Below are 14,903 nucleotides of genomic sequence, written 5' to 3' on the forward strand. Positions count from 1 at the left end.
AGCTTGAGTTCCACGGTGGTTACCCCGATATGGGCAGGCGGCAAAAAAGGGCGGCTAATATACGAGTTTGCCCGGCGCCAGCGTACCCCATGACCGAACCGTTCCAGCTCGTCAGCCCCTTCGCTCCCGATGGCGACCAGCCGCAGGCCATCGCACGCCTGATCGAGGGGCTGCAGGCCGGCGAGGACGCGCAGGTGCTGCTGGGCGTCACCGGCTCGGGCAAGACCTTCACCATCGCCAACGTCATCCAGGCGGTGCAGCGCCCGACCATGGTGCTGGCGCACAACAAGACGCTCGCCGCGCAGCTGTACGCGGAGTTCCGGGATTTCTTTCCGCACAACGCGGTCGAGTACTTCGTCTCCTACTACGACTACTACCAGCCGGAAGCCTACGTGCCGGCGTCGGACACCTATATCGAGAAGGACGCCTCCATCAACGCGCAGATAGAGCAGCTGCGCCTGTCCGCCACCAAGGCGGTGCTGGAGCGGCGGGACGTGATCGTGGTGGCGTCGGTGTCGGCCATCTACGGCCTGGGCGACCCGCGCATGTACCTGAGCATGGTGCTGCACCTGTCGCGCGGCGAGCGCATCGACCAGCGCGCCATCCTGCGCCGCCTGGCCGAGCTGCAATACACGCGCAACGACCTGGACCTGAAGCGCGGCACCTACCGCGTGCGCGGCGAGATCATCGACGTGTTCCCGGCCGAGTCCGAAACCGACGCCGTGCGCATCGAACTGTTCGATGACGAGATCGAATCGCTGGCCTACTTCGACCCGCTGACCGGCGCCATCCAGCGCCGCGTGCCGCGCCTGACCATCTACCCCAAGACCCACTACGTCACGCCCAAGGACACCATCCGCGCCGCGGTGGAGCAGATTCGTCAGGAACTCGGCCCGCGCCTGACCGCCCTGCGCGCCGCCGGCAAGCTGCTGGAAGCCCAGCGCCTGGAAGAGCGCACCCGCTTCGACATGGAAATGATGCAGGAGCTCGGCTACTGCTCCGGCATCGAGAACTACTCGCGCTACCTGTCCGGCCGCGCGGCCGGCGAGGCGCCGCCGACGCTGTTCGACTACCTGCCGCCCGACGCCCTGCTGGTGGTGGACGAGGCGCACGTCATGACGCCGCAGCTGCGCGCCATGTACCGCGGCGACCGCTCGCGCAAGGAAGTGCTGGTCGACTACGGCTTTCGCCTGCCGTCGGCGCTCGACAACCGGCCGCTGAAGTTCGAGGAATGGGAGCGCCTGGCGCCGCAGACCATCTTCGTCTCCGCCACGCCCGGGCCGTACGAGCTTGGCCGCACCAGCACCGTCATCGAGCAGGTGGTGCGCCCGACCGGCCTGGTCGACCCCGAAGTCGAAATCCGCCCGGTGGCCAGCCAGGTGGACGATTTACTGTCTGAAATCACCCGCTGCGCGGCCCTTGACCAGCGCGTGTTGGTCACCACGCTGACCAAGCGCATGGCCGAGGACCTGACCGAGTACCTGTCCGAGCACGGCGTGCGTGTGCGCTACCTGCACGCCGACGTCGAGACCGTGGAGCGCTCCGAGATCATCCGCGACCTGCGCCTGGGCGCCTTCGACGCCCTGGTCGGCATCAACCTGCTGCGCGAGGGCCTGGACATGCCCGAAGTCGCCCTGGTGGCCATCCTGGACGCCGACAAGGAAGGCTTCCTGCGCTCCGAACAATCGCTGATCCAGACCATCGGCCGCGCCGCGCGCCACCTGAACGGCCGCGCCATCCTGTACGCCGACCGCATCACCGGCTCCATGCAGCGCGCCCTGGCCGAGACCGACCGCCGGCGCGCCAAGCAGATCGCCTACAACGCCGAGCATGGCATCACCCCGCGCGGCGTGCAAAAGGCCGTCGCCGAACTGCTCGACATCGGCCGCAAGGAACCGGCCAGCGAGCGCCGCACCCTGGCCAAGGTGGCCGAGCAAGCCGCCGACTACAGCGCCATGTCGCCGCGCCAGATCGGCCAGCTCATCGCCCGCCTGGAACAGGACATGTACCGCCACGCCGAGAACCTGGAATTCGAACAGGCGGCGCAGGTACGCGACCGCATCCACGCCATTCGGGAGACGGCGCTGCGCGGCGGGGCGGTGGATATCGCCCTGCCGTAAGTCAACGAACGGGGCTACAGGTCTTGGGGCGTAAGGCCGGTAAGCTTCGCGACACGGGCATCGCCAGGCGCTTCACGCGCTCCTCGAGGTCCGGATCGATCTCGATTGCGACGGGACGGGCCGTGGTCGAGCTCATCGCTGCTGCCTGCTTCAGGGAAGCTGAACAAGTCCATCCCGGATTTCTCGGCGCCCGCAACCCAAAAACCTTGTGTGAGCGCAGCTTCGCTGCGCGATGATCGCCCGGCATAGCCGAGCTCCAGGGAAACCCCGTGGGAGGCCCGCCCTCGGGCCGAATCCTCAGGCGTAGCGATCGCGTTTTGGATTCGCGGCGAGGGCGCCGCTCCCACAGTTTTCCGATAGCTCACACAATCAGCAGCTTATAGCCACTGATTTTGGCAGCGCGGCCCTGCGGTACGGGAACGGCTCGCCCTGCCGTGGTGGGGCAACAATGCCAGACCTGAGCCCGTTGCCTTAGCCCTGCGCCGGCCCGCAGACTCCGGGAAAACCTCCGAGCCCACGGCTATGCGGGGGCCTTGTATTGTCGGTAAGGCGTTATTGCATTATTATCCGAAATTTCCAACAAGGGACCGCGAGGACGGACGCCATGACCACATTGACCGTTACCGCACGGGGACAAGTGACGTTCAGAAAAGATGTACTGCAACATCTCGGCATCAAGCCGGGGGACAAGATCGAACTGGATTTACTGCCAAATGGTCGCGGCATGCTCAAGGCTGCCCGGCCAACCGGAACGATTGACGGCTTCATCGGATTGCTTGCGGACCGGACACAGAAAGTCGCCACCATCGAAGAAATCAACGCGGCGACCGCCCAAGGTTGGGCAGGCAAAGAATGAAGGTCGCTGTCGATACCAACGTACTCATTCGTGCTGTCGTGCGCGATGATCCTGCACAAGCGAAGGTCGCCACCAAGGTCTTGACCGATGCTGAATTGATCGCGGTAGCAATGCCGTGTCTGTGCGAATTTGTGTGGGTGCTGCTCAGGGTCTACGACTTCCAACCATCCGACGTGAGCACCGCTATCCGCGCACTACTTGCCGCCGCAAACGTGGAAGCGAACCGGCCCGCCGTAGAGGCGGGCCTGTCGGTGCTCGAAGCGGGAGGTGATTTCGCCGATGGCGTCATTGCCTATGAAGGAAACTGGCTCGGTGGGGAAGTCTTCGTATCCTTCGACAAAAAAGCGGTTGCACTTCTCACGGCACAAGGCCAACCAGCGCGCCTTCCGGGGCATTCGGGTCAGGTCTAGCTTTACAGCATCCCGCCTCCCCCGATCCCCAGGGAAGCGCTGAATAAATCCATCCTGGATTTCTCGGCGCCCGCTACCCAAAAACCTTGTGGGAGCGCAGCTTTGCTGCGCGATGATCGCCCGGCACAGCCGGGCTCCAGGGAAACCCCGTGGGAGGCCCGCCCTCGGGCCGAATCGTCAGGCGTAGCGATCGCGTTTTGGATTCGCGGCGAGGGCGCCGCTCCTACAGTTTCCCGATAGCTCGCAAAATCAGCAGCTTGCAGCCACCGATTCTGGCGGCGCGTCCCTGCGCTACGGGAACGGCTCGCCCTGCCGTGGTGGGGCAACAATGCCAGACCTGAGCCCGTTGCCTTTCCACCCATGTAGTCGAACGGACGGATTTCATAGCTTTACGCCCGATTTATCGTTGCAGGGGTCGCGCCCCGCCCTGAACCGATAACGAGCGCATACCGGTAAAAATACCGGGGAGAAACTTCAAGCACACGCTACACACAATGTGTGTGACTGCACATATCCGCCAGAAATGGCGGCCGCTGTCCAACAGCACGTCCGCTCAAGAATAATCAGATGAGCTTTTTCTAATCAGTCCGGCAAGACCTTAGCCCGGAACCCACGAGAAAAAGGCCGCGCTGAAACAACCAGCGCGGCCTGGACGATGCCGGGCGACCTCAGACCGTGTGGTCGATCTGGCCGTTGGTGATCAGCGTATCGAGGGTGGTAGTCACATTCTGCAGCGTAGCGATCTGCACTGCGTCGGCGTGGTCCCCGCCAGTGGCATCGAAGGCGATGGTTGTATTTGCACCGGACGCAACAACCAGGTAGTCGCTTTCGTGATCGGTGAATTGCGCCGGCGTGATCCCCGCCCCGGCCAGTAGGTCGCTGATGTCAAGCACGTCCCCACCCGACGCTAGGGGAGCAACGGTGAAATCGGTAATGGTGTCCACGCCACGCCCCACATCACCACGCTGGAAAACGAAGCGGTCGCTAGTCGAGTCCGGCCCACCACTTCCGCCCGTAAGCGTGTCCGATCCGGTCTGGCCGAACAGCACGTCGCTGCCAGCACCACCCACCAGGATGTCGTCGCCGCCGCCGCCGCCGCCGATGAGAACATCGTCCCCTTCAAGCCCCGTCAGGATATCCGCTCCTGCCGCGCCCGAAAGAATGTCGTTACCGGTGGTTCCGGGCAGGTCAAAAGCCTCGGTTGCCGGCACCGGATCGTTCGCGTAGATGTCCACGGTGAAGCTCTGCGCGGCGGTGATGTCTCCATCGCCGTCCTGCAACTGCACGTCGAAGCTGATCTGCTCGTCGTCAGGCGGGAATGTGGCCGTAGCCTCGAAAGAAGTAAGCATGATCTTAGCGGCCTGATTGTTGGCAGCGCTGGTGATGTTGAAATCGACGTTCACCACATTCCCGTCGAAATCGCCGGATGCCAGAAAGTCTACGGTCGTCTCACCGTTCCCGCTCACGTCAAAGGAACCGGTAATGGAATCACCGTCCGCGTCGAACGCTTCCCATTGGACGGTCAAGGTTCCCGTACCGTTGAACTCGTAGGCGAGCGTGAAGTCGCTCGCCAGGAAGCCGATGAACGTCGTCGTCCAACTCTCGTTCTGATTGAACAGATTGCTGCCTACACCGAACTCCCCGTTCGACGGATTGAAATTGGCCGAGCTGCCATTTATCTCCGCGTTCTCGAACCGGATCTGAGCATCCGGATCGTCGGCATCGGTAAACGTCAGCGTCGAAACCGGGCCACCGGGTTCCACCCCAGTCAGATCAAAGTCCACATCTCCCTCCGCCGAAGTCTGCAGCAGGGTGAACTGGTACTGCCCGCTGTCATCAACCGTCAGGGTGTAAATAGGAACGTCGTCCGCGTCGAGGCCGGTAACCATACTCGTACCTTCACCGGTAATCGAGGTCGAAAACCCGTCGTCATCCACATTCGAGATAACAAACTGGCCGACCCCGTCGCTTCCGGCGTCGAACGCCATCTGGCCGGTAACAGTTTGTAGCTCGTTGGGCATGACGATGTTGGCAATTGGCTCGAGCGTCGGACCGTCGTCCTTGAAGGTGATGCTCAGGGCATTGGCGCTGGTCGCCGTGTCAAAGTCGCCGTCGGCATCGGTCACCGTCTGCACCACGCCGATCGCCGCCGCACCGCTCAGGCTGACACCGTCGTCATGCGCGGCTCCCATGCCGTCCACCGGGTGGTTGAAGGTGACGTGCTGCGTCACCGTGACTTCGCCGGTCGCGCTGTCGATGCTGATGGTGAAGGCTTTGATGCCTACGTCGTTGTTGTCGCCCGTCCAGCCTTCGTACTGGGTGTCGCTGATCTTGTACAGATTGACTTCATCCGCACTGCCATTGACGAAGATGCCGGTGAGCGCCCCATCGGTGGCGCTCAGGCTGTAGGTGGTCGTGCCTGCGCCGTCCTGGCCGTATACCGGCGCATTGAACAGGCCGGCAATGGTGGCAGCAGTAATCGTCGCCGTGTCCAGACCGCCGGTTTCGTCCAGCGTGACCGAGCCCGTGCCAGCGTTCGCCGAGGCGTCCGGACCGTCGTCCTTGAAGGTGATCGACAGCGCATTGCTGCTGGTCGCCGTGTCAAAGTCGCCGTCAGCATCGGTCACCGTCTGCACCACGCCGATCGCCGCCGCACCGCTCAGGCTGACACCGTCGTCATGCGCGGCTCCCATGCCGTCCACCGGGTGGTTGAAGGTGACGTGCTGCGTCACCGTGACTTCGCCGGTCGCGCTGTCGATGCTGATGGTGAAGGCTTTGATGCCTACGTCGTTGTTGTCGCCCGTCCAGCCTTCGTACTGGGTGTCGCTGATCTTGTACAGATTGACTTCATCCGCACTGCCATTGACGAAGATGCCGGTGAGCGCACCGTCGGTCGCGCTCAGGCTGTAGGTGGTCGTGCCTGCGCCGTCCTGGCCGTATACCGGCGCATTGAACAGGCCGGCAATGGTGGCAGCAGTAATCGTCGCCGTGTCCAGACCGCCGGTTTCGTCCAGCGTGACCGAGCCCGTGCCAGCGTTCGCCGAGGCGTCCGGACCGTCGTCCTTGAAGGTGATCGACAGCGCATTGCTGCTGGTCGCCGTGTCAAAGTCGCCGTCAGCATCGGTCACCGTCTGCACCACGCCGATCGCCGCCGCACCGCTCAGGCTGACACCGTCGTCATGCGCGGCTCCCATGCCGTCCACCGGGTGGTTGAAGGTGACGTGCTGCGTCACCGTGACTTCGCCGGTCGCGCTGTCGATGCTGATGGTGAAGGCTTTGATGCCTACGTCGTTGTTGTCGCCCGTCCAGCCTTCGTACTGGGTGTCGCTGATCTTGTACAGATTGACTTCATCCGCACTGCCATTGACGAAGATGCCGGTGAGCGCACCGTCGGTCGCGCTCAGGCTATAGGTGGTCGTGCCTGCGCCGTCCTGGCCGTATACCGGCGCATTGAACAGGCCGGCAATGGTGGCAGCAGTAATCGTCGCCGTGTCCAGACCGCCGGTTTCGTCCAGCGTGACCGAGCCCGTGCCAGCGTTCGCCGAGGCGTCCGGACCGTCGTCCTTGAAGGTGATCGACAGCGCATTGCTGCTGGTCGCCGTGTCAAAGTCGCCGTCAGCATCGGTCACCGTCTGCACCACGCCGATCGCCGCCGCACCGCTCAGGCTGACACCGTCGTCATGCGCGGCTCCCATGCCGTCCACCGGGTGGTTGAAGGTGACGTGCTGCGTCACCGTGACTTCGCCGGTCGCGCTGTCGATGCTGATGGTGAAGGCTTTGATGCCTACGTCGTTGTTGTCGCCCGTCCAGCCTTCGTACTGGGTGTCGCTGATCTTGTACAGATTGACTTCATCCGCACTGCCATTGACGAAGATGCCGGTGAGCGCCCCATCGGTGGCGCTCAGGCTGTAGGTGGTCGTGCCTGCGCCGTCCTGGCCGTATACCGGCGCATTGAACAGGCCGGCAATGGTGGCAGCAGTAATCGTCGCCGTGTCCAGACCGCCGGTTTCGTCCAGCGTGACCGAGCCCGTGCCAGCGTTCGCCGAGGCGTCCGGACCGTCGTCCTTGAAGGTGATCGACAGCGCATTGCTGCTGGTCGCCGTGTCAAAGTCGCCGTCAGCATCGGTCACCGTCTGCACCACGCCGATCGCCGCCGCACCGCTCAGGCTGACACCGTCGTCATGCGCGGCTCCCATGCCGTCCACCGGGTGGTTGAAGGTGACGTGCTGCGTCACCGTGACTTCGCCGGTCGCGCTGTCGATGCTGATGGTGAAGGCTTTGATGCCTACGTCGTTGTTGTCGCCCGTCCAGCCTTCGTACTGGGTGTCGCTGATCTTGTACAGATTGACTTCATCCGCACTGCCATTGACGAAGATGCCGGTGAGCGCCCCGTCGGTCGCGCTCAGGCTATAGGTGGTCGTGCCTGCGCCGTCCTGGCCGTATACCGGCGCATTGAACAGGCCGGCAATGGTGGCAGCAGTAATCGTCGCCGTGTCCAGACCGCCGGTTTCGTCCAGCGTGACCGAGCCCGTGCCAGCGTTCGCCGAGGCGTCCGGACCGTCGTCCTTGAAGGTGATCGACAGCGCATTGCTGCTGGTCGCCGTGTCAAAGTCGCCGTCAGCATCGGTCACCGTCTGCACCACGCCGATCGCCGCCGCACCGCTCAGGCTGACACCGTCGTCATGCGCGGCTCCCATGCCGTCCACCGGGTGGTTGAAGGTGACGTGCTGCGTCACCGTGACTTCGCCGGTCGCGCTGTCGATGCTGATGGTGAAGGCTTTGATGCCTACGTCGTTGTTGTCGCCCGTCCAGCCTTCGTACTGGGTGTCGCTGATCTTGTACAGATTGACTTCATCCGCACTGCCATTGACGAAGATGCCGGTGAGCGCACCGTCGGTCGCGCTCAGGCTATAGGTGGTCGTGCCTGCGCCGTCCTGGCCGTATACCGGCGCATTGAACAGGCCGGCAATGGTGGCAGCAGTAATCGTCGCCGTGTCCAGACCGCCGGTTTCGTCCAGCGTGACCGAGCCCGTGCCAGCGTTCGCCGAGGCGTCCGGACCGTCGTCCTTGAAGGTGATCGACAGCGCATTGCTGCTGGTCGCCGTGTCAAAGTCGCCGTCAGCATCGGTCACCGTCTGCACCACGCCGATCGCCGCCGCACCGCTCAGGCTGACACCGTCGTCATGCGCGGCTCCCATGCCGTCCACCGGGTGGTTGAAGGTGACGTGCTGCGTCACCGTGACTTCGCCGGTCGCGCTGTCGATGCTGATGGTGAAGGCTTTGATGCCTACGTCGTTGTTGTCGCCCGTCCAGCCTTCGTACTGGGTGTCGCTGATCTTGTACAGATTGACTTCATCCGCACTGCCATTGACGAAGATGCCGGTGAGCGCCCCATCGGTGGCGCTCAGGCTGTAGGTGGTCGTGCCTGCGCCGTCCTGGCCGTATACCGGCGCATTGAACAGGCCGGCAATGGTGGCAGCAGTAATCGTCGCCGTGTCCAGACCGCCGGTTTCGTCCAGCGTGACCGAGCCCGTGCCAGCGTTCGCCGAGGCGTCCGGACCGTCGTCCTTGAAGGTGATCGACAGCGCATTGCTGCTGGTCGCCGTGTCAAAGTCGCCGTCAGCATCGGTCACCGTCTGCACCACGCCGATCGCCGCCGCACCGCTCAGGCTGACACCGTCGTCATGCGCGGCTCCCATGCCGTCCACCGGGTGGTTGAAGGTGACGTGCTGCGTCACCGTGACTTCGCCGGTCGCGCTGTCGATGCTGATGGTGAAGGCTTTGATGCCTACGTCGTTGTTGTCGCCCGTCCAGCCTTCGTACTGGGTGTCGCTGATCTTGTACAGATTGACTTCATCCGCACTGCCATTGACGAAGATGCCGGTGAGCGCCCCGTCGGTCGCGCTCAGGCTATAGGTGGTCGTGCCTGCGCCGTCCTGGCCGTATACCGGCGCATTGAACAGGCCGGCAATGGTGGCAGCAGTAATCGTCGCCGTGTCCAGACCGCCGGTTTCGTCCAGCGTGACCGAGCCCGTGCCAGCGTTCGCCGAGGCGTCCGGACCGTCGTCATACACCGTGATAACAATCGGCTGCGCGGCCGTGCTGGTATATGACACACCATTAACGACTACGGTCGTGGAAACCTCAGCGGTGATGTTGATAGGCAGGGTGTCATTGTGCTGATCACCACCCTGCGGGTGGTCCATCGGCTGGAGTTGGGTGAAGGTGTAGGTTTCATTGTTGTTCACCACGATCTGCCAACTACCGTCATTGGCTGTCAGGGTGTTGGTGGCGGCATTCCACGTGGCGTCAGTCGCGGCCAGCGTGACGACGGGTGTCGTGCCCGCGCCCAAGTAAGTGACGTCAAGCACGCCCGTGACGGAATCCAGTCCGCCGGTTTCGTCCACACTGTTGTTAGTGGCATCAATCGCAATATCGTCATCCACGATGGTGACCGTGGCGCTGTCATTGAGCAGCGTTGCACCGATAACGTTGCTGAGCACAATCTGGAAGGTCTCGTTGCCCTCGATCACAGTATCGGCAACGATATTTTCGGTGACGGTAAAGCCGATAAACCCTGCGGGAATCGTGACGGTACCGGTTTGGGCGCCATCGAAAAAATCGTCCGGATTGGTCGCGGAAACCGGCACGATGGTGTAGGTAACAGTTACCGGTGTCGTGGCCACCTGGCTGAGAGTAATCAGGAACGTCACCTGATGGCTGAAGCCATCGGAACCTTCTATGACACTGGCGCCCGCGACCCCGCCCGTGATGGGCGTGCCACCGGGAATCAGGACGATCCCGCCCTCGCCGGGCTCGCCCCCACCGATCTCCACATCCACCTCGACCGAAACCACGATGCTCGGCTCCGGCTCCTCGGTCGGCAGGATGATGTCGATGGTGTTCTCGAACAGCAGCGGCTCGGCGGCAGTAGGGATGCCCGCCTCGGGGTTCAGCGCATTGAAGTCGTGGTTCAGGACCACGAACGAGTGGCCACCTTCTTCGCCACCGGCGCCGCCGGCGGCGGCCCCGGCCGCGGTGGGCGGCAGCAATTGGGTCGGATCGCCGCCGGCTTCGATGGCGGCCTGGATGTCTTCAACCCTGGCTACGGCGCTGGCGGCTTCCGCCTCCGGACCTTCCTGGCTGTAGACGTCCGAGTCCAGGACGGCTTGGGCGTTGCCGCCCAGGTCGAACCAGCCACCGTCGTTGAACTGGATGGTGACGGCGCCGGCATCGGCGGTGCGGATGATCTCGTCGGCGTAGACGACGTCCCCGACGACCAGGACGCGCTCGACGCCGTCCGCGTTGACCGCGACGACGTGGCCAACGACGGTGGTGACGATGCCGATTTGCTGCGCTGCCATGGGTGTTCTCCCGGTTGAAGATTGTGTGGAAACCGCGGCGCGGCGCCCGGATGGCCGGGCTGGCGGTTTTTACGGGACGCATGATGTGCGCCCCGGGCGGGCGTTGCTATTGGCTAGAAGTCCAAGGGAAGCGCGGTGAGCGCCCGGCATGGCCGGACCCCTACAATTTTCCGATGGCTCGCGCTAATCGCCCGGCGGAGCCGGGCTCCTACAAGGGCGGTGATTGCGCGGCGTTGAACCGGGCGCCGCGGCGTGCGATCAGGCGGCAGGCCAGTTCGGCGGGCGCTTGGCGAGGAAGGCGTCGATGCCCTCGGCGGCTTCTGCCATCAGCAGGTTTTTGGCCATGGTGGCGCTCATGTCGGCGTAGGCCGCCGCCTCGTTGAGGCCGATTTGCGCCTGCACGGCGGCCTTGCCCAGGCTCAGCACGGCCGGCGGGCGGCTGGCGATCTGCGCCGCCAGGGCGTTGGTTGCGGCGTCCAGCTCGCCGGTCGGCACCACCCGGTTGACCAGCCCGAAGCGATGGGCGGTGGCGGCATCGATCAGGTCGCCGGTGAACAGCATCTCCATGGCGTGCTTGTAGGCCACGTTGCGGGTCAGCGCCACCGCCGGGGTGCTGCAGAAAAGACCGATGTTGACGCCCGGCGTGGCAAAGCGGGCGTGGTCCGATGCAATGGCCATGTCGCAGCTGGCCACCAGCTGGCAGCCGGCGGCCGTGGCCACGCCATGCACCTGCGCGATCACGGGATGTGGAAAACGCCGCAGCGCCAGCATCACCTCGCCGCACAGGCCAAACAGGGCGCCGGCCGCCGCCTCGTCGGGCAGGGCGCGCAGTTCCTTCAGATCGTGCCCGGCGCAGAAGGCCGGGCCGGCGCCGGTCAGCAGCAGCACGCGCACGGCGGGGTCGGCTGCCAGTTCCGTCAGCGTGGTCTTCAGTGCCTGCAGCAGGTCTTCGGACAGGGCATTGCGCTGCGCCGGGCGGTTCAGGGTCAGGCGCACCACGCCGCCCGGATCGCGATCGGTGAGCAGCACCGGGCCGGTGGCCGGATCGGGGTGATTCATGGCGGCAGACCTCGCAGGATCGGCAAACGGCGCGGGCCGGCACAATACCGCATCCGCGTCTGCCCACCCAAGCCGAGTCGGCCATGACCCTGAACGAACTGCGCTATCTGGTGGCGGTGGCCCGCGAGCGGCATTTCGGCCGCGCCGCGGCGCACTGTTTCGTGAGCCAGCCGAGCCTGTCCATCGCCATCCGGAAGCTGGAAGAAGAACTCGGCGTGCCGCTGTTCGAGCGCCTGCCCGGACACATCCAGCCGACGCCGATCGGCCAGCAGATTGCCGACCAGGCGCGGCGCGTGCTGGCCGATGTCGACACCATCCGGGCGCTGGCCGCCACTGCCACCGATCCGCTGGCCGGGCCGTTCCGGCTGGGGGTGATCTTCTCGATCGGTCCGTATCTGCTGCCGCGGCTGATTCCGCTGCTCGGCCGCCTGGCGCCGCGCATGCCGCTGGTGATCGAGGAGAACTACACGGACGATCTGGGCACCCGCCTGCAGCGCGGCGAGCTGGACGCCGTGGTGCTGTCGCTGCCGTACCGGGCGCCTGACATCGATGTGGTGCCCTGCTACCGCGAGGAGTTCGTGGTGGCGATGCCGCCCGGCCACCCCTGGACCCGCCAGGCCAGCATCGGACCGGCGCAGCTGGGGGACGAGAACGTGCTGTTGCTGGGACCGCGGCACTGCTTTCGCGACCAGGTGCTGGCCCTGTGCCCGGCGCTGATGCACAAGGGTGGCCAGCGCCTGGAGGGCAGCTCGCTGGAAACCATCCGCTACATGGTGGCCAGCGGCGCCGGCATCAGCGTGCTGCCGGTGGGCGCGCTGGGCGAGTCGCCGCGCGAACGGGCGCTGCTGGCGGTGCGGCCGTTTCGCGGTACGGCGCCGTACCGGCAGGTGGCGCTTGCCTCGCGGACCGGCTTCTTTCGCCCACGGGCAATCGAGATCCTGGCGCAGGCCATCACCGACTGCGCCCCGTCCGCCACCGGTTCGTCATCGGCTTTCGGCTAGAATCGCTGCGGGCCGGGCACCGATAGATATTGGCTATCGGCGGCATTGGAAAAATCAACTTCCATCCCCCACCTTGCCCGACTACCATGCGTAGCCGTGAAGTTCCGCCAGTCCGGCGGCAACCGAACGGTGTCAATCAACAGCAGGAGGTCATGACATGGCTACTTTGAAAGGCAGCAAGACCGAGGGCAACCTCAAGGCCGCATTTTCCGGCGAATCGCAGGCCAACCGGCGTTATCTGTACTTCGCCAACAAGGCCGACGTGGAAGGCTACAACGACGTCTCGGCGGTGTTCCGCTCCACCGCCGAAGGCGAAACCGGCCACGCCCACGGTCATCTGGAGTATCTGGAAATCGTCGGCGACCCGGCCACCGGCCTGCCGATCGGCGCTACCGCCGAGAACCTGAAGGCGGCCATCGCCGGCGAGACCCACGAGTACAGCGACATGTACCCGGGCATGGCCAAGGCGGCCCGTGAGGAAGGCTTCTCCGAGATCGCCGACTGGTTCGAGACCCTGGCCAAGGCGGAGCGTTCGCACGCCAACCGCTTCCAGAAGGCCCTGGATACCCTGGGCAGCTGAGGCCCCGGCGCTGGCGGGGACCGGCAACGGTCCCCGCCTCGCTTTTCGGAACGTTTGTCGCGGGGTGCAAGGCCCCGTTGCTGGCCGGCCCGGGTGCCGAGCCATTGCCGTCATCAGTGTCTCAACGCCGGTCCGTTACGCAGGAGCCCCAATCATGGCTGATTCCCCGTCCCGCACGCCGCCCCGCGAAGGCAGCCTGGAAGCCCCGACCCGGCACGCCATCGAATGGCAGACCGCCGAGTACTACGACGAGCAAGCGCTGGAGAAGGAGCTGGAGCGGGTGTTCGACATCTGCCACGGCTGCCGCCGCTGCGTGAGCCTGTGCCAGGCCTTTCCGACCCTGTTCGATCTGGTGGACGAGTCCTCCACCATGGAAGTGGACGGCGTCGCCAAGGCCGACTACATCAAGGTGGTCGACCAGTGTTACCTGTGCGACCTGTGCTACATGACCAAGTGCCCGTACGTGCCGCCGCACGAGTGGAACGTGGACTTCCCGCACCTGATGCTGCGCGCCAAGGCGGTGAAGTTCAAAACCAAGGGCGCGTCGTTTCGCGACCGCTTCCTGACCTCGACTGATCTGACCGGTAAGCTGGCCGGCATTCCGGTAGTCACCGAAACCGTCAACGCCGTGAACCGCAACAAGCCGGCCCGCCAGGTGATGGAAAAGGTCATCGGCATCCACGCCGACGCCGTGCTGCCGCCGTTCGCGAGCAAGCCGCTGAAGCGCCACTTCAAGGATCAGGCCGCGGTCAACGCGCCGCTGACGCCGCAGCCCGGCGCCAACACCACCGGCAAGGTGCTGCTGTTCGGTACCTGCTACGGCCACAACCAGATGCCGGAGCTGGGCAATGACCTGGCGGCCATCTACCGTCACAACGGCCTGCCGGTGACCCTGGCCGACAACAGCCGCTGCTGCGGCATGCCCAAGCTGGAACTGGGCGACATGGACTCGGTCAATGAGCTGAAAAAACACAACCTGCCGGCACTCGCAGCCTACGTGGACCAGGGCTACGACATCGTCGCGCCGGTGCCGTCCTGCGTGCTGATGTTCAAGCAGGAGCTACGCCTGATGTTCCCGGACGATGCCGACGTGCAGAAGGTCGCGGCGCGCATTTTCGATCCGTTCGAATACCTGATCGCCCGCCACAAGGACGGCTTGCTCAAGACCGATTTCAAGCAGCCGCTTGGCAAGATCGCCTATCACCCGCCCTGTCACCTGCGGGTGCAGAACATCGGCCTCAAGACGCGCGAGGTGTTCCAGCTGATCCCGGACACCGAGGTGGTGGCCATCGAGCGCTGCGCCGGGCACGACGGCACCTACGGCGTGAAGGTGGAAACCCATCCGCTGTCGATGAAGATCGGCACGCCGGTGTTCGACCGTGTGCGCGAGATCGACCCCATCCACTACGCCAGCGACTGCCCGATCGCCTGCAAGCACATCGAAAGCGGCGTCGGCAACGGCAAGCCGTCCGAGCACCCGCTGCAGTTGCTGCGCCTGGCCTACGGAGTCTGA

General features: G+C 64.6%; 8 protein-coding genes. 6 read left to right on the plus strand and 2 right to left on the minus strand.

Translation table 11 applies throughout. From position 1 onward, the window contains the following. Positions 1–89 precede the first annotated feature (89 nt). The 3 genes from uvrB to PG2T_RS15315 all read left to right on the plus strand — a co-directional run bounded on the left by uvrB (position 90) and on the right by PG2T_RS15315 (position 3,386). Positions 90–2,120, plus strand: a complete 2,031-nt coding sequence (gene uvrB / locus PG2T_RS02610) for an excinuclease ABC subunit UvrB (RefSeq protein ID WP_068802693.1) — start codon at positions 90–92, stop codon at positions 2,118–2,120. A gap of 604 nt (positions 2,121–2,724) precedes the next feature. Further along, positions 2,725–2,976, plus strand: a complete 252-nt coding sequence (locus PG2T_RS15310; RefSeq protein WP_075968122.1) for an AbrB/MazE/SpoVT family DNA-binding domain-containing protein — start codon at positions 2,725–2,727, stop codon at positions 2,974–2,976. Further along, a complete protein-coding gene (locus tag PG2T_RS15315; protein WP_075968123.1) occupies positions 2,973–3,386 on the plus strand; it encodes a type II toxin-antitoxin system VapC family toxin in 414 nt (137 codons plus the stop codon). Before PG2T_RS15310 ends, PG2T_RS15315 begins: the two co-directional genes overlap by 4 nt. Positions 3,387–4,054: 668 nt before the next feature. Here PG2T_RS15315 and PG2T_RS02620 read toward each other — a convergent pair. Together PG2T_RS02620 and PG2T_RS02625 are read right to left on the minus strand one after the other, a co-directional pair. Beyond that, positions 4,055–10,750 carry a retention module-containing protein gene (locus PG2T_RS02620; RefSeq protein WP_068802695.1) on the minus strand — a complete coding sequence of 2,232 codons (6,696 nt, stop codon included), beginning with the start codon at positions 10,748–10,750 and terminating at the stop codon, positions 4,055–4,057. A 258-nt stretch (positions 10,751–11,008) separates the two neighbouring features. Next, a complete protein-coding gene (locus tag PG2T_RS02625; RefSeq protein WP_068802696.1) occupies positions 11,009–11,809 on the minus strand; it encodes an enoyl-CoA hydratase in 801 nt (266 codons plus the stop codon). Between the two features lie 83 nt (positions 11,810–11,892). Between PG2T_RS02625 and PG2T_RS02630 the strand changes: the two genes are divergently transcribed. The 3 genes from PG2T_RS02630 (at position 11,893) to PG2T_RS02640 (ending at position 14,903) form a co-directional block, all read left to right on the plus strand. Then, a complete protein-coding gene (locus PG2T_RS02630; RefSeq protein ID WP_068802697.1) occupies positions 11,893–12,810 on the plus strand; it encodes a hydrogen peroxide-inducible genes activator in 918 nt (305 codons plus the stop codon). Positions 12,811–12,967: 157 nt separating this feature from the next. Beyond that, the gene (locus PG2T_RS02635; RefSeq protein WP_068802698.1) at positions 12,968–13,390 is read left to right on the plus strand and encodes a rubrerythrin family protein; all 423 of its coding nucleotides are present in this window, start codon (positions 12,968–12,970) and stop codon (positions 13,388–13,390) included. A 154-nt stretch (positions 13,391–13,544) separates the two neighbouring features. Beyond that, complete coding sequence (locus PG2T_RS02640) at positions 13,545–14,903, plus strand: heterodisulfide reductase-related iron-sulfur binding cluster (protein WP_068802699.1); 1,359 nt, start codon at positions 13,545–13,547, stop codon at positions 14,901–14,903.

Source organism: Immundisolibacter cernigliae, assembly GCF_001697225.1.
GTDB lineage: Bacteria > Pseudomonadota > Gammaproteobacteria > Immundisolibacterales > Immundisolibacteraceae > Immundisolibacter > Immundisolibacter cernigliae.